The sequence below is a fragment of the Nocardia sp. NPDC051756 genome, from assembly GCF_040681495.1.
Classification (GTDB): domain Bacteria; phylum Actinomycetota; class Actinomycetes; order Mycobacteriales; family Mycobacteriaceae; genus Nocardia.
This window is the reverse complement of sequence record NZ_JBFAYV010000012.1, coordinates 25,007-44,530: the sequence shown is the minus strand read 5'-3', so window position 1 is coordinate 44,530 and position 19,524 is coordinate 25,007. Positions and strand designations below refer to the sequence as shown.

At 67.6% G+C, this 19,524-nt stretch carries 18 protein-coding genes; 6 read left to right on the top strand and 12 right to left on the bottom strand.

Features of this window, described 5'->3' with window-relative positions; genetic code table 11:
- Window positions 1-6 precede the first annotated feature (6 nt).
- Both AB0M22_RS38885 and AB0M22_RS38880 read right to left on the bottom strand, forming a co-directional pair.
- On the bottom strand, window positions 7-1,020 hold the full coding sequence (locus AB0M22_RS38885) for an ABC transporter permease (protein ID WP_364737603.1): 1,014 nt from the start codon (window positions 1,018-1,020) through the stop codon (window positions 7-9).
- A complete protein-coding gene (locus AB0M22_RS38880) occupies window positions 981-2,588 on the bottom strand; it encodes an ABC transporter substrate-binding protein (RefSeq protein WP_364737601.1) in 1,608 nt (535 codons plus the stop codon). Before AB0M22_RS38880 ends, AB0M22_RS38885 begins: the two co-directional genes overlap by 40 nt.
- 140 nt (window positions 2,589-2,728) lie before the next feature.
- Between AB0M22_RS38880 and AB0M22_RS38875 the strand changes: the two genes are divergently transcribed.
- Complete coding sequence (locus AB0M22_RS38875; RefSeq protein WP_364737599.1) at window positions 2,729-3,862, top strand: hypothetical protein; 1,134 nt, start codon at window positions 2,729-2,731, stop codon at window positions 3,860-3,862.
- 6 nt (window positions 3,863-3,868) lie between these two features.
- Here AB0M22_RS38875 and AB0M22_RS38870 read toward each other — a convergent pair whose 3' ends face one another.
- Window positions 3,869-4,819 (bottom strand): AEC family transporter, encoded by a 951-nt coding sequence (locus AB0M22_RS38870; RefSeq protein ID WP_364737597.1) that lies wholly within the window; start codon window positions 4,817-4,819, stop codon window positions 3,869-3,871.
- Window positions 4,820-4,822: 3 nt separating this feature from the next.
- A complete protein-coding gene (locus AB0M22_RS38865) occupies window positions 4,823-5,524 on the bottom strand; it encodes a TetR/AcrR family transcriptional regulator (RefSeq protein ID WP_364737595.1) in 702 nt (233 codons plus the stop codon).
- Between the two features lie 87 nt (window positions 5,525-5,611).
- Between AB0M22_RS38865 and AB0M22_RS38860 the strand changes: the two genes are divergently transcribed.
- The 3 genes from AB0M22_RS38860 to AB0M22_RS38850 all read left to right on the top strand — a co-directional run bounded on the left by AB0M22_RS38860 (window position 5,612) and on the right by AB0M22_RS38850 (window position 10,106).
- Window positions 5,612-6,292 (top strand): NAD(P)H-binding protein, encoded by a 681-nt coding sequence (locus AB0M22_RS38860; protein ID WP_364737593.1) that lies wholly within the window; start codon window positions 5,612-5,614, stop codon window positions 6,290-6,292.
- A gap of 92 nt (window positions 6,293-6,384) precedes the next feature.
- Window positions 6,385-6,966, top strand: coding sequence for a hypothetical protein (locus AB0M22_RS38855; protein WP_364737591.1), 582 nt, complete (start codon window positions 6,385-6,387; stop codon window positions 6,964-6,966).
- A 1,037-nt stretch (window positions 6,967-8,003) separates the two neighbouring features.
- Window positions 8,004-10,106: an MMPL family transporter gene (locus AB0M22_RS38850; protein WP_364737882.1), complete on the top strand. Its 2,103-nt coding sequence runs from the start codon at window positions 8,004-8,006 to the stop codon at window positions 10,104-10,106.
- On the opposite strand, the gene AB0M22_RS38845 is transcribed toward AB0M22_RS38850, so the two are convergent.
- Window positions 10,075-10,707: a TetR family transcriptional regulator gene (locus tag AB0M22_RS38845; RefSeq protein ID WP_364737589.1), complete on the bottom strand. Its 633-nt coding sequence runs from the start codon at window positions 10,705-10,707 to the stop codon at window positions 10,075-10,077. The genes AB0M22_RS38850 and AB0M22_RS38845 overlap by 32 nt on opposite strands.
- Before the next feature lie 103 nt (window positions 10,708-10,810).
- A complete protein-coding gene (gene rpsA, locus AB0M22_RS38840) occupies window positions 10,811-12,289 on the bottom strand; it encodes a 30S ribosomal protein S1 (RefSeq protein WP_150407580.1) in 1,479 nt (492 codons plus the stop codon).
- A gap of 244 nt (window positions 12,290-12,533) precedes the next feature.
- Between rpsA and AB0M22_RS38835 the strand changes: the two genes are divergently transcribed.
- Window positions 12,534-13,427, top strand: a complete 894-nt coding sequence (locus AB0M22_RS38835) for a class I SAM-dependent methyltransferase (protein ID WP_364737587.1) — start codon at window positions 12,534-12,536, stop codon at window positions 13,425-13,427.
- Here AB0M22_RS38835 and AB0M22_RS38830 read toward each other — a convergent pair.
- The 4 genes from AB0M22_RS38830 to AB0M22_RS38815 form a co-directional block, all read right to left on the bottom strand.
- Window positions 13,395-13,994, bottom strand: coding sequence for a hypothetical protein (locus AB0M22_RS38830; protein WP_364737585.1), 600 nt, complete (start codon window positions 13,992-13,994; stop codon window positions 13,395-13,397). The two genes, AB0M22_RS38835 and AB0M22_RS38830, sit on opposite strands and share 33 nt — an antisense overlap.
- A gap of 66 nt (window positions 13,995-14,060) precedes the next feature.
- Window positions 14,061-14,213 (bottom strand): toxin-antitoxin system HicB family antitoxin, encoded by a 153-nt coding sequence (locus AB0M22_RS38825; RefSeq protein ID WP_150407577.1) that lies wholly within the window; start codon window positions 14,211-14,213, stop codon window positions 14,061-14,063.
- Window positions 14,214-14,224: 11 nt separating this feature from the next.
- A complete protein-coding gene (locus tag AB0M22_RS38820; RefSeq protein WP_364737582.1) occupies window positions 14,225-15,109 on the bottom strand; it encodes an SPFH domain-containing protein in 885 nt (294 codons plus the stop codon).
- Window positions 15,110-15,221: 112 nt separating this feature from the next.
- Window positions 15,222-16,577, bottom strand: coding sequence for an FAD-binding oxidoreductase (locus AB0M22_RS38815; RefSeq protein ID WP_364737580.1), 1,356 nt, complete (start codon window positions 16,575-16,577; stop codon window positions 15,222-15,224).
- Between the two features lie 71 nt (window positions 16,578-16,648).
- Here AB0M22_RS38815 and AB0M22_RS38810 point away from each other — a divergent pair, with 71 nt between their 5' ends.
- Window positions 16,649-17,569 (top strand): LysR family transcriptional regulator, encoded by a 921-nt coding sequence (locus tag AB0M22_RS38810; RefSeq protein WP_364737578.1) that lies wholly within the window; start codon window positions 16,649-16,651, stop codon window positions 17,567-17,569.
- A gap of 231 nt (window positions 17,570-17,800) precedes the next feature.
- On the opposite strand, the gene AB0M22_RS38805 is transcribed toward AB0M22_RS38810, so the two are convergent.
- Both AB0M22_RS38805 and AB0M22_RS38800 read right to left on the bottom strand, forming a co-directional pair.
- Complete coding sequence (locus AB0M22_RS38805) at window positions 17,801-18,553, bottom strand: amino acid ABC transporter ATP-binding protein (protein WP_364737880.1); 753 nt, start codon at window positions 18,551-18,553, stop codon at window positions 17,801-17,803.
- A gap of 29 nt (window positions 18,554-18,582) precedes the next feature.
- Entirely contained in the window at window positions 18,583-19,524 is a 942-nt protein-coding gene (locus AB0M22_RS38800; protein WP_364737877.1) for an amino acid ABC transporter permease, read from the bottom strand.

Genomic DNA, 19,524 nt, shown 5'->3' with positions numbered 1-19,524 from the left:
CGCGCCCTACCCATCGGCGTCGATCCGCGGATCGATGAGCACCGCGGCCGCGTCGGCGGTCAGGTTGCCCAGCAGCACCAGGGCGGTGATCAGCACCGTCAGGATGGCCAGCAGCGGAAAGTCAACGCTGCGCGCCGCTTCCACGGTCGCCGACCCCAAACCCGGCCAGCTGAAGATGGTTTCGACCACGGTCGCGCCGACCACCAGTTCCGGCAGCCGCGCACCGCACAGCGCCAGAAACGGCACGACCGCGACCGGCAGCACATGCCGGAAAGCGATGACCCGCCAGGGCAATCCGCGCGCCTTCGCGCCTTTGACCGCGTCGCTGTCCAGGGTGCGGGCCACCGTCTCGCGCAGGCCGAGCACCAGCCACGGCAACTGCGTCACCCCGAGCAGCACCGCGGGCAACACCAGGTGCCGGGCCGTCGAACTGGCAGTGACGCCGCCGCCCGGATCGGTCAACCCCGCGGCCGGGAACCAGCGCAGGGTCAACGCGAACAGCAGTACCGCGCCGAGCGCCAGCACGAACGGCGGAACCGCTTGCAGCACAACCGCGGCCGCGCTGATCGTCCGATCGACGAACCCGCCGCGCCGCAGTCCCGCCCAGGCGCCGAACAACGCCGCGAGCACCAGGGCCACCACTCCACCGAGCACGCCGAGCAGCAAGCTCCACGGCAGCCGCTCGGCCAGCACCTGGGTGACCGGCTGCCGATACGACCGTGATTCGCCCAGCCGACCGTGCGCGAGCTCGCCGATCCACGACCACCACGCCTCGAACCAGTTGCGCTGCAACCCCAGTCGCTCCCGCAGCGCCGCCCGCTGCACCTCGGTGAACCCGTCACCGTGCGCGCCGAGGTAGCCGTCGAGCGGGTCGAACGGGCTGGCCGCGGCGAGCGCGAACACCGCGAGCGAGACCAGTCCGGCGAGCGGAACCGCGACGGCGAGCCGGCGAACGATCAACCTGCCTGCTCTGCCGCCCATCACCGGGTCCAGCGGGCGAGCCCGTACCACGGCCCCCACGCGACACCGTGCGAGTGCGGTTCGAGCGCCGTCGGGGTGACCCGCCAGCCGTTGTCCCGCATGACGTAGACGTGATTCGTGGTGACCAGCGCCAGCATCGCCGGATCACGGTGGTACTCGGCCTGCACCTGCCGGTACAGCTCGGTCCGCCGCTGCGGATTCACCTCTCCGCGTGCGGCATCCAGCAGCTGGTCGATCTTCGGGTTGACGTAGTCGGAGGCGTTGTCCCACTTGGATCCGACGCCCGGCGCGGCGTAGCGGGAGTGCAGTTTGGTGTAGAGCTGGCTGTCCACCGTGTACGGCTGACCGCCGCCACCCAGCATGAACGCGGTCTGCGCCAGGTACTCCGGGGTCATCCGCTTCTTGTCCACCGCGACCGGGGTGATCTCGATGCCCACCTTCTTCGCATCGGAGACCACCGCCATCGTCAGGTCCCGGCGGAGCACTTCGGTTGGGTAGTAGGCGATCTCGAAGCTCGCCCGGCGGCCGTCGCGGGCCCGGATGCCGTCCGCGCCGACGCGCCAGCCCGCCGCGTCCAGCACGCGCGCGGCCTCGTCCCGGTCGTAGCCGAAATCCTGGGCCGGATCGTAGATCTCGCCGTAGACCTGGTTGATCAGCGTCGACATGGCCGCGCCGTGACCGCCCAGGATGTGCTGGACCATTCCCGGACGGTCCACCGCGAAGTTCAACGCTTTGCGCACCGCCGGATCGCCGGCCACCGGGTTCCCGGACGGCAAAGTGATTGCGCGCCAATCGTTCGCCACCGCGGGGACGACCCGATAGCCGTCCTTGGCCGCGGCGTCGGCCAACTCCGGCGGCAGCACCGTCCCGTCGGCGCCGTCGCGCAACTGGCCGGCTCGCGCATTGTCGTCATCACTGCGCCGGATGACGAACTTCCGCACCCGCGCCCGCTCGCCCCAGTAGTCGTCGCGCGCGGTGAGTACCACCTGGTCCGGCCGGGATTCGGTGAGCGCGTACGGCCCCGTCCCGATCGGATGCCGATTGAGGTCGGCCCGGTCGGCCGGCCCCGGCTGGGCGAACGCCTCCGCCGGCGCGATCGCCAGGAACAGCCGGTGATCGAAATCGGCGTACGCGCCGGTCAATTCGAACTCGACGGTGTCCGGCCCGGTCTGCCTGGCGCTGCGCAGGAAGTCGTAGTCCGCGGCGATCGGCGCGGCGAACACCGGATCGATCAGCGAGTTATAGGTCGCCACAACGTCTTCCGGACCGAACGCGCTGCCGTCGGAAAAGGTCACGCCGGTCCGGGTGCGCACCCGCCACCGCGACAGATCCCCATTGACCGGCTCGGGCGGCCCCACCGCGAGCACCGGCACGGCCGCCGGTATCCGATCGGTTACCCCCTCCTTCACCCGATACAGGCTCTCGAAGATCTTCGATTCCCCATTCTTCCCCTGCCCGAGCAGCGGGCTGAAGTCGCCCAGCTCCTCGGTATCGATCACCACGAACTGCTCGGGATCCGCCGACGTCTGCCCCGGCGCCGAACACGCCGTCAACCCGACTACGAATGCCGTTGCGGCAGCGCACATCCCGATCCGAAATAAAGCCATGCTCAGCATCGTAGACTACTGGTAATGATTTTCATTAGCATTATCAGTGAAATCGGACACATGCACCGAGCCGGGCGCGACATACCCGCAGACAAGGCGGATACCACTACGATGGCTAACCTCGAGCTAATCTCCTGGCTGTGCCGAACCGGGATGCGGTCTCACGCTTGGTGCCGAGAGGGAAGCTGCTGCTGTGGCTGACCGCCATCGCCGTGTCCCTGCTGCTCGCGGCCGGCACCGTGTACTCCTGGACGCACGCGGGCAGCAGGCACGCGCCGGTCGCGGAGGTCGGCACGACCGTGTCCAGCTATGCCGAGGCGGAAACGGTGGTGACGCCGCATCTTCCGAAAGATCAGCTGGTCCCCCGGCTGTCCACCGGCGTGCTGCTGAACTCGCTGCAATTCGTCAACGCGCACAACGTCAAAGCCACCGGGCATATCTGGCAGCACATACCGCCGAACTTCCCGGACAACATCGAGATCGGCGTTCAGCTGCTCGAGGCCGAGGACCCGCACTGCCCCAAGAAGGTGTTCGAGTATCCGCTCGGCGCGAATCGGGTGGTGGTCTGGTCGTTCTCGACGATCATCCGCCAGCAGTTCAACTACGAGGACTATCCGCTCGATCATCAGGACATCTGGCTGCGGATGCGCCCGGTGGACATGATTCATCAGGTCCAGCTGGTGCCGTCGTTCGAATCGTTCCCGCCGTGGGACGCGCGGGCGCTCAACGGCCTGGATCCCGGTCTGGTGTTCGGCGACTGGGAACCCGATTACACGGTGTGGAGCCTGAATCGGCAGGAATACAGCATGCTGGCCCATCCCGGCCTGGCCAATACCGACGAGCTGTACTTCAATGTCGGCGTCAGCCGCGGCCTGCTCGGACCGCTGCTGGGGCGGATCGTGCCGGTGCTGTTGCTCGCCGTGCTGATGTTCCTGTCGCTGTTCGTGATCACCACCGACCCGGACCGGCGGCCGATCTCCGGCTTCACCGCGTTCGCGATCATCACCTTCTCCGTGTCCACCGTGCTCGTGGTCGCGGTCAACGACAACGCGGCCCGCACGGAGATCGGCGCGGCCGGCATCTCCTACATCGAGTACTGGTATTTCACGCTGTATGTAATGACGCTGCTGGTCGCGCTCAACGCGACGATGCTGCTGCACGGCGCCTTCGGCAAGGCGATCGCGTGGCGGGACAACCTGCTGCCGAAGATTCTGTTCTGGCCGTTGTTCACCGGGATCATGTTCGCGGCGACCGTGGGTTATCTCGGCCTCTGAGCCCGGCTAGCGCGCGACCAGCAACCACACAGGCAACAGCACCAGCGCCAGCAGCGAGGTCTTGGCGACGACCGAGGCGGCGAGATCGACGTCGGTGTCGTAGCGCTGAGCGAAGATGAACAGGTTCTGCGGCGCGGGCATGGCGGCGATCAGTACCAGATACGTCAGCCAGGTGCCGCGGATATCGAACAGGTACTTGCAGATCAGCAGGGCGAGCAGCGGGAACGCCAGGCATTTGAACGCGATCAGCGCGTATTCGTCGCGCAGCTGGCCGCACATCCGCAGTCCGGTTCCGCCGAGGTGCAAGCCGAGGGCGAACAGGGCCACGGGCGCGGCGGCGTTGCCGGCGAACGACAGCGCGTCCAGCAGCCAGCGCGGCACGGGTACCTGCGCGACGTTCGCCCCGATGCCGAGGTAGCAGGCCACGACGATCGGCGTCGCCAGTGCGGCGAGCACCCCGCGCAGCACCGCGCCGCCCGCCGGCTTGTCCGGATCGGCTTGTCCCGCACCGAATTCCATCACCGCGATGACCACGACGGTGAGCACGCAGACCTGCAACAGAATGATCGGGAAGATCGGCGAGACATCGCCGAAGAGCAACACGAACACCGGAATCGCGAAGTAGGTCGTGTTGACCTGCACGCCGGCCATGATGCGCAGCGCGACGCCGCGCGCGTCGGCCCCGGTCACCCGCCGCGACCACAACCCTACGGCCACCATGCCGAGCAGCGCGGTGACCAGATACGCGGCGATGGCGCGCGGGTCGAACAGCCGGCCCAGATCGCTCGAGTAGAGCGAGCCGACCAGGTAGCACGGGATCGCGAACAGAAAGGCGAACTCGGAGAACGCCTTCGACACCTCCGCGCCGATGATCTTGCGCCGCGCGAAGACCACGCCGGCGCCGAATACCAGCGCCACCGGCGCCAGTTTCCCGGCGGTGGCCACCAGATCGCTCACCGGCTACAACCCGAGCGAGCGGACGAGGTCCAGCATCTCGGCGTGGAAAAGCTTTGCCGGGTCCCGTGATTGGGGTACGAGATGGCCGTAGACCTCGAGTGCGACCAGGCCGTGCATGCGGCCCCACATGCGCAATGCGAGGGCGAGCGCGGCGGGCGGCAGGTCGGGAAAGTCGCCGCGCACGTGCGCGACGAGACCTTCGTCGAACTCGGACCACGTTGTGTCGCCGATGGTTTGGCGTTCTTCCGCGTGCGGCCAGGCGGCGGCGGTCAGGCCGACCAGGCCGGTGCAGGCGCGCGCTTCCGCGACGGCGGCGGGACCGCCCGGCGGCGGCTGGTAACCGGGGACCGGATCGCCGTAGACGAGCCGGAACTCGGCGGGATGCGCGATCGCCCAGTCGCGCACGGCCTCGCCCCAGGCCACGATGCGCCCGGCCGGATCGTCCGCCGGGATCGCGTCGCGGGCCGCCTCGACCTGGTCGACCAGTGCGTTGTAGACGTCGGAGATCAGCGTGGTGATCAGGTCGTCGCGGGTGGCGTAGTAGCCGTAGATCGCGCCCGCGGTCATGCCCATGTCGCGGGCGATGGCGCGCAGCGAGACCGCGTCCGGGCCGCCCTCGGCAAGCAACCGCAGCGCAATGTCCTTGATTTCCCCGGATGCCTGCTCGCGCATGCGTTCCCGGCGACTCCGTACGACCTCCACCACGGTTGACACTCTACAGCGTTTGACTACTATCTCCCGTGTCGTTACTGAACGGCGTGTAGTAACTGAACAACGTTTAGGGAGTGGATTGTGGAGATCGGGATTTTCGGTGCGACGGGTGTCATCGGTGGTCGTGCCGTCGCGGAGGCAACGCGGCGCGGGCATCGGGTGACCGCGTTCAGCAGGGACGCCTCGCGGTTTCCCGCCGAGCACGGGAGTGTGTCCTGGAAGGTCGCGGATTGGCTCGACGCCGACAGCATCGCGGGGACGATCGACGGTCTCGATGTGGTGATCAGTGCGGTCAACGCCGGGCACGGCCTCGCCGACACCATCGCCAACGCACACCAGTTCGTCGTCGGGGCCGAGGCGATGGTCAGCGCGCTCGAGCGTCATCCGCGGGTCCGGGTGATCTCCGTCGGCGGCGCGGGCAGCCTGGAGATCTCCCCCGGCCTGCAACTGGTCGACACCGGCGAGGCGTTCATCCGCACCCTCACCGAGGAGCTCGAGGTGCCCGCCGAATACGTCGAGGTGGTGCGCGCGCTGCGCTCGGCCCTGAACGTCTACCGGCTGTCCAATCGCAACTGGACCTACCTCAGCCCGTCCTCGGGCCGGATCAATCCCGGTGCGCGCACCGGTCGCTTCCGCATCGGCGGCGATCAACTGCTCATCGGCGGCGACGGGGATCTGTCCGCCGAGGATCTCGCCGTCGCGCTCCTCGACGAGGTCGAGCAGCCGCGGTTCGTCCAGCGCCGGTTCACCGTCGGCTACTGAAACCTGTCGTACCCCTCTGCCACAATAGATACAGGTCGGACGTCGATCGAGTTGTTGCCCAACGTAATTGGCAACTTGACCGAGGAGGCGCAATGCCTGACGTTCCAGCTTCGATGCCCGACCCGCGTGACCCGATGCACATCGATGTCGACCGGCTGGTTGAGCTGGTGGCTGAGATCGAACGGCATCGGCACCTGCTGCGCTCCGCCGCCGGCGACTACCGGCGGCGGGTCGCAGAACGGGTGGAATACCTGGATCCGCCGGACCGCGACATGCGCCTCGCACACGCCGAACGGCTGATCGACGCCCTGATGATCGACCCGATCCGCCACATCGACCTGGATCTCGACGCCTATCGAGCGGTACGCGACGGTGCCCCGATCGAGTTCGACGCCGAGCACCGGACCTACGTCCTGCGCCGGCCAGGCCGGGCCCCCCTCCCGATTCGCCCCGGCCTCCCAGAACATCGCCTCGGCGTAATCGCCCGCCTCGCCGGCCTCGGCCTGCGCCTGGAGCAGATCCAGGTCGTCGCCCTCACCACCGCACAGGTCAAGGCACCGAACGAGCAAGCGGAACCACCCGCCACCCCACCGGTGGTGCGCCGCGGAACGACCAAGCCGTCGCGCAGCGGAATCCACCGCCCACACCGGCGGAGGGCGCAGCGGGGAAGGTAACCCGCCCAGCACGTTCGCCCTACCTCCCCACAGCCGCACACCTTCTGACATACGCACGCGTGTCAGCCCGGCAAGTCCTTGCGCGAAATCAGAAGCTGTGCGGCTGGCACCACGCCGCGTTGCGCCCAGCGCGGCGCGCATCTGCGCTGGCCGCAGACCCTTCGCGCAGCCGCACACCTTCTGACAAACGCACGCGTGTCAGGACGGCGAGTCAGTATGCGGGGAATCAGAAGGTGTGCGTCCACCCCGCTCCCACTCGACAGTCGGTGCCGGGACCGTCCGCGGCGGCTACCGCGAACGGCCCGGGCCAGCACCTGCCGCGCACGTTTGACACACAACGCGTGTCCACCCCGGCAAGTCCGTGGACCGGAAATCAGAGGGTGCGCGGTCAACTCTGTTGGCGGTGATTCAGCCTGGAGCGAGGGCCCGGTCACCACAGCCGCACGCCTTCTGACATACGCACGCGTGTCAGCCCGGCAAGTCCTAGTGCGCGAAATCAGAAGGCGTGCGGCTGACACCACGCCACGCTCCGCCCAGCGCGGCGCGCATCCGTGCTGGCCGCAGCCCCTTCGCGCAGCCGCACACCTTCTGACAAACGCGCGCGTGTCAGGGCGGCAAGTCGTGGTGCGGGAAATCAGAAGGTGTGCGGCTGACACCACGCCGCGTTGCGCCCGGCGCGGCGCGCATCTGTGCTGGCCGCGGACCCTTCGCGCGGCCGCACACCTTCTGACAAACGCGCGCGTGTCAGGGCGGCGAGTTGGTGTGCGGGGGGTCAGGAGGTGTGCGGGTGGGGTGGGCAATTGACAGTCCCTTGCTAATTTTCCCTCGATGTTCGTATGCTGAGCCTTAGCACCTGATAGTGACTATCAGATAGCAGACTTGGAGGGGCGATGGCGGGATCTACCATGCTCGAGCGGGCGGGGACGCCGGGGGCGGCGCGGCGGTGGGGGGCGGCTGGGCGGTGGGGGGCGGCTGGGCGGTGGGGGGTTGCGATGGCCAGGCATCGCAAGGTTGTGTTGGGGGTTTGGCTGTTGTTTGTGGTGGTGTGTGGGGCGGCTTATCCGGCGCTGCACTCGCGGCTCGGTACACCGGATTACTCCGTGCCGGGGTCGGATTCGGTGGCGGTCGATCGGCTTGTCGCGGAGCACTTTTCGCGGTTCGGGATCGAGCAGGATCTGATCGTCTTCCATTCGGATGCGGGAACCGTCGATACGCCGGAGTTCCGCGCGACGATCGATCGGGTGGTCGGGGTGGCCAGGCAGACGTCGGGGATCGCCGGGGCGATCGGGCCGTTCGACGGGAATGCCGCGCAGATATCCGCCGATCGGCGAACGGCTTTCGGCATTGTCGGCGTCGACGGGGACATCGCCGAGCGGGTGCGGATCGTGCAGGGATTGCGGTCCGAGGTCGAGACCGGGTCGGGGGCCGCGGTCCAGGTCATGCTGACCGGGTATGCGCCGATTCAGGACGAGTTGATGCAGATCGAGACGAGCGATCTCCAGCGCGCCGAAACCCTCGGCATTCCGGTCGCGACCGTGCTGTTGGTGCTGGCGCTGGGTGCGCTGACCGCCGCGCTGCTGCCGATCACGGTGACGGCGGCGGGTATCGCGATCGCGGTCGGCGTGCTCTTCGGGCTGACGACCTTCCTCGCCTTCGACTCCCTGGTGCTCTCGGTGGCGACGATGATCGCCACCGGCACCGCGATCGACTACGCGATGTTCATCGTCAGCCGGTTCAACGAGGAACTGACCCGCCGCGGCGTGCGAAACCGCAAGGAGCGCAACGCCATCGAGGAGGCGGTCGGCGCGGCGATGGACACCACCGGGCGGACGGTGCTCGCGTCGGGGCTGATCGTGATGATCTCGCTGTGCTCGCTGGCCGTGGTCGGGTTGCCGATGTTGAACGGGATCGCCGTCGGCGTGGTTACCGCGGTGATCGCGACGATGACCGGCGCGTTCACCTTGCTGCCCGCGTTGCTCGCGACGCTTGGCCCGGCGGTGAATCGCGGTGCGCTGCCCGAACGACTCAGGCCAGCGGAGGTTCGATCGACGACGGCGTCCAGCGCTTGGGCGCGGTGGGCACACATCGTGATGGCGCGGCCCGTGCTGTTCGGCGCGGTCGGCGTCGCGCTCCTGCTGGCCGCGGCGGCTCCGCTCACCGGCCTTCGCTACGGCGTCGACGTCGGGACCGACGCGCTCGCCGACCGCCCCTCGGGCCAGGCGATCGCCCTGGTCGAACAGAACTTCATCCCGGGCCTGCTCGCACCGATCGAGGTGGTCGCGACCGGCGCCGACGCGTCGCCGTTGACCAACGACGCACGCGCCGAAGCCGATCGGTTCATCGGCGAACTCTCCCACGATGACCGGATCGCGACGGTGCTCCCGCAGTACGCTGACGGCCGGATGTTCGCCGCGGTAGTCCCCCGCGCCGAATTCGGCTCGACGGCCGCGACCGACCTGGTCACCGATCTACGTTCCCGCGCAGCAACTCTCGGCGACGCGGAGGTCAAGGTCGGCGGCACGACCGCGCTGTTCGTCGATGTGTCCCAACGGATTACCGGCCGATTCCCCTGGGTGATCGCGTTGGTCCTCGCGGTCTCGCTCGCCTTCCTGGTCGTCGCGTTCCGCAGTATCGTGCTGGCGCTCAAGGCAATTCTGCTGAACCTGCTGGCCACCGGTGCGGCCCTCGGAATTACGGTCGCGGTCTTCCAGCACGGCATCGGCGAGTCCGCGCTCGGCTTCCACAGCAGCGGGTTCCTCCAGATCTACCTGCCCATGCTGGTTTTCGCGGTGCTGTTCGGCCTGTCGATGGACTACGAGGTGTTCCTCATCCGCCGGATGAAGGAGCACTGGGATGTCCACCACGACAACGCGGCGGCGGTCGCCGACGGTCTGCAACGCACGGCCCGGCCGATCACCGCGGCGGCCGCGATCATGGTCGCCGTCTTCGCCAGCTTCGTCACCGCGAATGTGCTGGAGCTGAAGCAGATCGGCTTCGCGCTTGCCGTCGCCATCGCGATCGACGCGGTGTTGGTGCGCTTGGTGCTGGTGCCCGCGTTCATGCGACTGTTCGGCCGCTGGAACTGGTGGCTACCAAAGCTCCGGGCGACTACCGGAACATCATCTCGATCTGATCGATGATCGATCCGATGGCCTCGGTGTAGACGTCCTTCAACCGCCCGGCGAAACCCTTTCCGGCCCAATGGTCCAGCGCCGCCACACAACCCCAGACGGCGGTGGCCGCGGCCATCCGCACGCGTAACTCGTTGGGGTCGAAGCCGGTTCGCTCGGCGAACAGCGTGCGGAACTGATCCTCGAGCTCACGCATCTGCTTGGTCTGGCCGACCTTGATCTCCGGGATGGCCGCGGTGTATTGCAGCCGCTGCCGGATCCGCCGCTCGGCCTCCTCGGTCAGCAGTGATTCGGTCAGCAGCGGCAGCAGCATCCGGGCGACGGCGATCAGGTCCGCGGGTTCGACGGCGGTGGTCCCGCCCGCGGTGCGGACCGCGTCCAGGATCTTCGGGTCCGCCTCGTCGTAGAGGACGAGCATTTCCTTGGTGCCGAAGTAGCGATAGACGGAACTCGGCGATACCTCGGCGGCGGCCGCGACCCGCTCGATGGTCACGTTCCGGTACCCGTGCGCGTCGAAGAGATCCAGCGCGACCCGCTGGATCCGGCTCATCGCCTCGATCTTCCTGCGCTCCCAGGAAGTGGACGGAAGCTCAACAGCGGCATCGGACATCATCGTTCAGAATACCGGGAGCCCACTCCGGAAAACGCCAACTCGACCCCGAAACGGGCGAAGGCCCCGGTCCACTGGACCGGGGCCTTCGTCACACGTGCTATCAGGCGTTGCCGGAGAGCTTCTCCCGCAGAGCCGCCAGCTGCGCGTCGCTGGCCAGCGAACCGCCGGCCGACTCGGACGAGCTGGAGGAAGAGGAAGACGAAGCCTGCGAACCACTCTCGGAGGAGTAGTTCGACGAGCCGCCACCGTTCGCGGCCTCGGCCGCGGCGTCGGCCGCCATCTTCTCCATCTGAGCGGTGTGCATCTTGTGGCGACGCTCGGCCTCGGCGTACCGGCCTTCCCACTCTTCGCGCTGCTTGTCGAAGCCTTCGAGCCACTCGTTGGTGTCGGGATCGAAGCCCTCGGGGAAGATGTAGTTCCCCTGGTCGTCGTAGCTGTCGGCCATGCCGTACTTCGACGGGTCGAACTCGGCGTGGTAGTCCTCGTTCGCCTGCTTCAGCGACAGCGAGATCCGGCGACGCTCGAGGTCGATGTCGATGACCTTGACCATCGCGTCGTCGCCGACGGCGACAACCTGGTCCGGGACCTCCACGTGGCGCTCGGCCAGCTCGGAGATGTGGACGAGGCCCTCGATGCCCTCTTCGACGCGCACGAACGCACCGAACGGAACCAGCTTGGTGACCTTTCCGGGCACGATCTGGCCGATCGCGTGGGTCCGGGCGAACTGACGCCACGGGTCTTCCTGAGTCGCCTTGAGCGACAGCGAAACCCGCTCGCGATCCAGGTCGACGTCGAGGACCTCGACGGTGACCTCGGTGCCGACCTCGACAACCTCGGACGGGTGGTCGATGTGCTTCCAGGACAGCTCGGAGACGTGCACCAGGCCGTCGACGCCACCCAGGTCCACGAAGGCACCGAAGTTGACGATCGAGGAGACCACACCCTTGCGGACCTGGCCCTTCTGCAGCTGGTGCAGGAACTCGCTGCGGACCTCGGACTGGGTCTGCTCGAGCCATGCGCGGCGGGAAAGAACCACGTTGTTGCGGTTCTTGTCCAGCTCGATGATCTTGGCCTCGATCTCCTTGCCGACGTACGGCTGGAGGTCGCGGACACGACGCATCTCGACGAGCGAGGCAGGCAGGAAGCCGCGGAGACCGATGTCGAGGATCAGGCCGCCCTTGACGACCTCGATGACGGTGCCCTTGACGGCCTCGTCCTTCTCCTTGAGTTCCTCGATCGTGCCCCACGCGCGCTCGTACTGAGCCCGCTTCTTCGACAGGATCAGGCGGCCTTCCTTGTCCTCCTTGGTGAGAACAAGAGCCTCGACCTCATCACCCACGGAAACGACCTCATTCGGGTCGACATCGTGCTTGATGGAGAGTTCGCGGGAAGGGATGACGCCTTCGGTCTTGTAACCGATGTCGAGCAGGACCTCGTCGCGGTCGACCTTGACGATGGTTCCTTCGACGATGTCGCCGTCATTGAAGTACTTGATCGTGGCGTCGATGGCGGCGAGGAAATCCTCGGCGGAGCCGATGTCATTGACGGCTACCTGCGGCGAGGTGACGGTGGTGGGCATATGTCGGTTTGCTCCGGACGGATTGTGGTCGGTTGCGGACATTGGAACTTTCGGTACGCTGGCGAATTCACCGCGCTGGGTGTGAAGACGGACACTAGGAACGTACCGCACGTAACGCACATGAAACTCAGCGGGTGATTGACTCCGGTACGGCTGTACCTAAGGCACTCGCGCGTTCAGCGTACGCGACCTTGGTCCGGCCGGGCAAACCGGTCCGGTCGCCACACCGGGATACGCTGACGGCGTGTCGGAAGATCGCCATGCATATGCAAACACAGTGCTCGGGACCGCGGGGACCGCGCGCGCCCGAATCGGCTCCGCCGCTAGTCAGCAGGCCAGTCGCCGCTGGTGGGATGCCGACGCCGGCCAGTACCACGAGACGCACGCGGATTTCCTCGGCGTGGATTCCCCAGACGGCGAATTCGTCTGGTGCCCGGAGGGACTGCACGAGGGCGATATGCGATTCCTCGGCGAGCTGGCGGGCAAGCGGATCCTGGAGATCGGCTGCGGCTCGGCGCCGTGCGCGCGCTGGCTGGCCGGGCAAGGGGCGCATCCGGTCGGGCTCGATCTCTCGATGGGGATGCTGGAGCGCGGCCGGGCCGCGATGGAACGCGGCGGCCCACAGGTGCCGCTGATCCAGGCGGGCGCGGAGACGCTCCCATTCGCCGACGAATCCTTCGACCTCGCCTGCTCGGCCTTCGGCGCGATCCCGTTCGTCGCCGATTCGGCACAGGTGATGCGCGAGGTGGCCCGGGTGCTGCGCCCCGGCGGCCGGTGGGTGTTCTCGGTGAACCACCCGATGCGCTGGATCTTCCCCGACGATCCCGGCCCGGCCGGACTGACCGCCGCGATCCCCTACTTCGATCGCACCCCTTATGTAGAGGTCGACAGCGAGGGCGAGCCGACCTACGTCGAACACCACCGCACCGTGGGTGATCGAGTTCGCGAGATCGTCGGAGCCGGACTGCTCGTGGTCGACATCGTGGAACCGGACTGGCCGGAATGGCTCGACCGCGAATGGGGCCAGTGGAGCCCCCTCCGCGGCGAAATCTTCCCCGGCACCGCCATCTTCGTCACCGAGAAGCCCGCCTCACCAACAGACAGGTCAGGTGCGGAGCGGGCCGGCGAAGGGGGGTAGGGCGGCGAAGCCGGGGGCCAGGCGGGCGGTGGGGACCGTGCGGGTTACCCAGCGGCGGGCTCGGGTCAGCGGGTGGTCGGGGAATTGGTCGTCCCAGCGGATCTCGTCGGCGGCGTTGTAGGGCAGGCGACCGCTGAGGCCCGGCGCGTACGGGTGCGGCGGGAACATGTTCTCGTAGCCGATCTGGGCCATCAGGACGGCCTCGCGAACGCCGGTGGTGCCGGTCTCCGGGCAGAGGATCTGGAAGACCGCGCTGCACCGGTCCTTGGGCACGATGATCGACGCGACGAAGGCCAGGCCGTGCTGCTGGTTCGGCAGCGGGAACTTCTCCATCCGCAGCAATGCCGGCTCTTGATCGACCCAGATGACGAAAGCCTCGACCAGGCAACCGGATTCGGCGGACCGCTCGGCCAACCCGCGGCGCAGCACGTCGAGGTCCGCCAGCGGCGCGGGCAGGTCCGGCACCAGGTCGAAGTAGGTCATCGTGACGATGTCCCCGGTACTCGGATCGCCCCACGAATTGCTGTCGATCGGCCGCAGCCCGGTGGTGTCGAACGAGATTGGCACGCACTCACGGTAACCGCCCCGGACCTGGCGAACTGGTGGCGGGCAATGCCGCCACCAGTTCGCCGGCTATTTCGGTTTGCGGCCGGCCTGCTCGAGCGCCAGCCGCAGGGCGTATTCGATCTGGGCGTTGATGCTGCGTAGGTCGTCGGCCGCCCACTTGGCGATGGCCTCGTGGATGGCCGGGTCGAGCCGTAGCAGCAGCTTCTTGCGCTCAGCCATGGCGTCGGCGCTCAGTTGTAGAGGGAGCCGGTGTTCACGACGGGCTGGATGGCTCGATCACCGCAGAGGACGACCAGCAGGTTCGACACCATGGTGGCGCGGCGCTCCTCGTCCAGTTCCACTACGCCCTGTTCGGTGAGCTTGTCCAGCGCGAGGCCGACCATGCCGACCGCGCCCTCGACGATCTGGGTGCGGGCGGCGACCACCTGGGCGGCCTGCTGCCGAACCAGCATGGCCTGGGCGATCTCCGGCGCGTAGGCGAGGTGGGTGATGCGGGCCTCGAGCACCTCGATGCCGGCCAGCAGGGTGCGCTCGCGCAGTTCGACGGTGAGTTCCTCGGCCACCTCGGCGCCGTCGCGCAGGCTGGTGCGGGTGTTGTCGTGCGAGTCGTAGGGGTGCGTGGTGGCGAGGTGGCGGACCGCGGCCTCGGACTGGGTCTGCACGTACTCCTCGTAGTCGTCGACGGCGAACGCGGCCTTGAAGCTGTCGACCACGCGGTAGACCACCACGGCGGCGATCTCGACCGGGTTGCCGTCGGCGTCGTTGACCTTCAGCTTCTGCGTCTCGAAGTTACGCACGCGCAACGAGATTCGCTTGCGGTCGGTCAGCGGCAGCACGGAGAAGAAGCCCGGCTCGCTGATCGAGCCGACGTAGCGGCCGAAGAACTGGACGACCTGTGCCTCGTTCGGGTTCACCACGACCAGACCGGTCGCCGCCAGCAGCAGCACGAGCACCACGAAGCTGGCGACGATCGCGCCGACCAGCGCGGGCACGTTGTGGTTCTGCGCCATCGCGACGTAGCCGAGCGCGGCCGCGCCACCGAACACGAGGGTGAGCACCAGCCACGCCACCAGCACCAAGAAGCCGTTGACGTGGAATGCGGGCCGAAGCTTCATGACATCCTCCAAGTATCAAAGTGATATCACGAAGATAGCAGAGGTTCGTCGGCGGCGGCACTACCGAAAACCCGGGAATCTCGCCGGCGGAGAGATTCCCGGGGGCGACGGGTCAGTGGGTGGCCGGGCGGATGTTGCGGTTGAAGCGGAACATGTTGCGCGGGTCGTACTTTGCCTTCAGTTCCGCGAGGCGGGGGTAGGTGTCGGCGGCGTAGCCGGCCCGGGTCTGGGCCTCGTCGGCGTCGGCGCCCGCGCCGTAGAGGAAGTTGAGGCTGTGGCCGATGGTCCACGGGGCGAGCGCGGTGCGAATCTTGTCCTTGGCGGCGGTGTCGTCGTCGGGGTCGGTGATGATGCGGACGACGTAGGCGGCGTCGCGGTGGTCGACGACGGTGCCGGTCCGGCTCGGGGTGCTGAGCGCGCCGCCGAGGTGGCGGATGTCGACGACCGCGCCGGCGCCGGAGTCCGGGCCCGCGGCAGCGAGCAAGGCGGACAACGTTTCTCCGTCGAGTCCGCTGAGCAGCGCGTTGGTGGCGGCGTAGGCGTGCGGGTGGTCGGGGTCGCTGTGGATGGTGTGCGATTCGGTGTAGGGCATGGTGCGCAGGTCGTCCTTCAGGCGATCGCCGACCGCGCGTAGCGGGGCGACCAGGCGCTCGCCCTCCTCCGCGGAACCGTTGAACGCGATGCGGAACGAGGCGACGTAGCGGCCGCGCAGGGGGGCGGGGACCTGCGGGATGTCGGGGAAGGCCAGCATGGCGACGGTGGAGGTCAGTTCGTCGGGAACCGTTGTGGTCCACTGCTTCCAGACCTCGAGGGCCTGCTCGACCAGTGGGGTGTCGAACATGAGCTGGCCGCCGTACACCTCGGCGATCGGCAGCAGGCCCAGCTCGAGCGCGGTGACCACGCCGAAGTTGCCGCCGCTGCCGAGGACGGCGCCGAAGAGTTCGTCGCCGGGGACCAGCCTGCGCACCCGGCCGTCGGCGGTGACCAGTTCGATGGCCCGGACATGTTCGGCGGCGTAGCCGAATTCCCGTGCCAGTAGGCCGATTCCGCCGCCGAGCAGGTAGCCGATCACACCGACCGAGGGCGAGGAGCCGTTGAGTGGCGCGAGTCCGTGTGCCGCGGCCGCCTCGACCAAGGCTCCGGCGCGCACGCCGGCACCGATGCGGGCGGTGCGGGCCGCGGGGTCGATCTCGAGGGTGGTCATGCGGCGGGTGCTGATCAGCACGCCGCCGTCGGCCGCGACCGACAGCCCGTGCCCGGTCGCCTGCACCGCGACGGGAAGGCCTTGGCGCGCAGCGTATTCCACCGCCGCGCGAACATCCTCGGCGTGCACCGCACCGACGACCAGCGCGGGCCGGTGCGCGTAGGCGGTCTGGAAGCCGGCGATCTCCTCGTCGTATCCGGCGTCACCCGGACGGAAGACCGGGCCGGTGAAGGTGTCGGTGAGGTTTTCTGCGTTGTTTGCCATGCATTCGACGATTCTCCGCTTTGATCTAGAAGTACAACAGATAGATCTTCTGATAGCTAGAATCTTCAGTTATGGAACTGCGCCAGCTCCGCTACCTCGTCACCGTCGTGGAGGAAGCCAATTTCACCCGTGCCGCCGCCCGCCTGCACCTGGCGCAACCCGGGTTGAGCGCGCAGATCCGTCAGCTGGAACGTGAGCTGGGTCAGCAGCTGCTCGATCGTGGCGGGCGGACGGTGACGCCGACCGAGATCGGGGCGGCGGTGCTGAAGCACGCGCGGGCCGCCCTCGCCGCGACCGAACGCATCACCGAGACGGTGGACGAATTCGCCGGACTGCTGCGTGGGCATGTGCGGGTCGGGTTGATATCCGGCGCCGCCACCGAGGAACTCGATGTCGCGGCTGTCCTCGCCGATTTCCATGACGACCATCCGGAGGTCGGCATCAGCCTCACCGAGGACACCTCGGAACAAATGCTCGCCGCGCTGAGCCGGGGAGAATTGGACGTCGCCCTGATCGGAATGACCGGTGCACCAATGGATTCCAGCATCGGAGTGGATGTGGTGCTGGAAACCGCCGTGGTGGCCGCTGTCGCCGCCGACGATCGGACGCACAGCGAGGACATCCCGCTGATCGAACTCCGCGACCACTCGCTGATCTGCCTGCCGCCCGGCACCGGTCTCCGTGGCGTCTTCGAACGCTCCTGCGCAGCAGCTGGATTCGTACCCAACGTCGCCTTCGAGGCCGCCGCTCCCCCGCTGCTGCTTCAACTCGCTTCCCGCGGACTCGGCATCGCCGTCGTGCCGGGGCTGACGCCGGACGAGGCAAAGGCTTTCGGCGTGCGCACCATCCGGATCATCCAACCCGAACTACGCGGCAGGCTCGCCCTCGTCTGGCGTACCGACCGTCCGGCAGGTCCCGCCGCGAAAGTTCTACTGGGCCAACTACGTATCGCCTTGGGCGACAAAGCGACGACACAGCGCCACACATCCTGAAAGCGTCGCAGAGGTCCGCCCGCGGCGGTCTCCATAGTTCCAGGCATCTGGGGATCGGCCCCATTTGCGGCTGCCCAGAAGGGCATACGGAACCGGAGGAGAGTGCGGATCCCGACCAGCGCGCACCCCCTGAGACGCTCAGAGCGCCCATACGGTTCGCAAGGAAGGGGATATCCCCCGCGGACCGCATGGACGCTCTGTGAGACCTCTCAGGCCCCCGGAACAGCCGCCCTAGAGCAGCCGGGACAGGAACGCTTGAGTGCGTTCGTGTTTCGGGTTGGCCAGCAGCTCGCGCGGTGCACCCGCTTCCACGATCACGCCGCCGTCCATGAAGACCAGCTTGTCGGCGACCTCACGGGCGAAACCCATTTCGTGCGTGACCACGACCATGGTCATGCCGGACTGGGCCAGCTCGCGCATGACCTGGAGCACCTCGCCGACCAGTTCGGGGTCGAGCGCCGAGGTGGGCTCGTCGAACAGCATCAGCTTGGGGTCCATGGCCAGCGCGCGGGCGATGGCGACCCGCTGCTGCTGCCCGCCGGACAGCTGCGCCGGATAGGCATTCGCCTTCTCCGCCAAGCCGACTCGGTCGAGCAGCTCCTGCGCCTTGGCCACCGCTTCGGCCTTGGGCACCTTCTTGACCTGGGTCGGCGCCTCGATCACGTTCTCCAGCGCCGTGCGATGCGGGAACAGATTGAAATGCTGGAACACCATGCCGATTTCGCGGCGCTGCCGGGCAGCCACCCGCGGATGCAGCTCGTAGAGCTTGCCTTTCTTCTCCTCGTAGCCGACGAGTTCGCCGTCCACGTAGAGCCGGCCCGCATTCACCTCTTCGAGGTGGTTGATGCAGCGCAGGAAGGTGGATTTGCCCGAGCCGGAAGGCCCGATCACACAGAGGACTTCGCCGCGACCGATCTCCAGCGAGACGCCCTTGAGCACCTGCAACGCGCCGAAGTTCTTGCACACCCGGTCGGCGAGGATCATGGGTTGAGCGCCTTTGACGCTGTCCGTGCTCATTTCGCCTTCACAATCGTCTGGGCATCGGCGAGGTCCTGCAACTGCTTGCCGGTCAGCTGCCGGGACAGGCCACGCGAGTAATAGCGCTCCAGGTAGAACTGCCCGACCATCAGCACGCTGGTGATCGCGAGGTACCAGGTCGCGATGACCAGCAGCAGCGGGATCGGCTGGAAGTTCACGCCATAGATTTCGCGGGCGCGGCCGAAGAGATCGGTGCTCAGCGGGAGCGCGGTGACCAGCGAGGTGGTCTTCAACATGCCGATGAGCTCGTTGCCGGTCGGCGGGATGATCACCCGCATGGCCTGCGGCAGCACGGTCCTGCGCATGGTCAGGCTCCAGGACATGCCCAGCGCGGTCGACGCCTCGCGCTGCCCTTCACCGACGGAATTGATTCCGGCACGGACGATTTCGGCCATGTAGGCCGCTTCGTTGAGCCCGAGGCCGATCACCGCGAAGGTGAACGCCGCCTGCATGCTCTGCACGTCGAGGTCGATCAGGTGCGGACCCCACGGGACGCCGAACACGATGTGCTTGTACAGCGACGGGAACAAGCCCCAGAACACCAACTGCACGAAAACCGGTGTGCCACGGAAGATCCAGAGATACACCCAGGCCGCGGCGCGCAGCACCGGATTCGGGGACAGTCGCATGACCGCGAGCAACGCACCCAGCGAGACGGCGATCGCCATGGCGAGCACGGTCAGTTCGAGCGTGACCACCGCACCGTTGACGATCCGGCTGTCGAACAGGTACTTGCGGTAGGTCGACCACTGGTAGGCGTCGTTCGTCGCGGCGCCGTAGAGGAAGAGTCCGACGAGCACCAGGATGACCGCGGCGGCGATCCACCGACCGGGCCTGCGCAACGGAACCGCTTTGATCGGTTCCGGCTCCTGGGATAGGTCTGCCGCGCCGGGCCCGGGGTCACCGGGCGCCGGCAT

What these genes read in the sequence shown, in the direction of transcription:
- AB0M22_RS38815 (WP_364737580.1), bottom strand. Translation starts at nt 16,577, where the DNA reads ATGGCAAACAACGCAGAAAACCTCACCGACACCTTCACCGGCCCGGTC.
- AB0M22_RS38825 (WP_150407577.1), bottom strand. Translation starts at nt 14,213, where the DNA reads ATGGCTGAGCGCAAGAAGCTGCTGCTACGGCTCGACCCGGCCATCCAC.
- AB0M22_RS38820 (WP_364737582.1), bottom strand. Translation starts at nt 15,109, where the DNA reads ATGAAGCTTCGGCCCGCATTCCACGTCAACGGCTTCTTGGTGCTGGTG.
- AB0M22_RS38800 (WP_364737877.1), bottom strand. Translation starts at nt 19,524, where the DNA reads ATGCCGGCGCCCGGTGACCCCGGGCCCGGCGCGGCAGACCTATCCCAG.
- AB0M22_RS38805 (WP_364737880.1), bottom strand. Translation starts at nt 18,553, where the DNA reads ATGATCCTCGCCGACCGGGTGTGCAAGAACTTCGGCGCGTTGCAGGTG.
- AB0M22_RS38880 (WP_364737601.1), bottom strand. Translation starts at nt 2,588, where the DNA reads ATGGCTTTATTTCGGATCGGGATGTGCGCTGCCGCAACGGCATTCGTA.
- AB0M22_RS38845 (WP_364737589.1), bottom strand. Translation starts at nt 10,707, where the DNA reads ATGTCCGATGCCGCTGTTGAGCTTCCGTCCACTTCCTGGGAGCGCAGG.
- AB0M22_RS38855 (WP_364737591.1), top strand. Translation starts at nt 6,385, where the DNA reads ATGCCTGACGTTCCAGCTTCGATGCCCGACCCGCGTGACCCGATGCAC.
- rpsA (WP_150407580.1), bottom strand. Translation starts at nt 12,289, where the DNA reads ATGCCCACCACCGTCACCTCGCCGCAGGTAGCCGTCAATGACATCGGC.
- AB0M22_RS38810 (WP_364737578.1), top strand. Translation starts at nt 16,649, where the DNA reads ATGGAACTGCGCCAGCTCCGCTACCTCGTCACCGTCGTGGAGGAAGCC.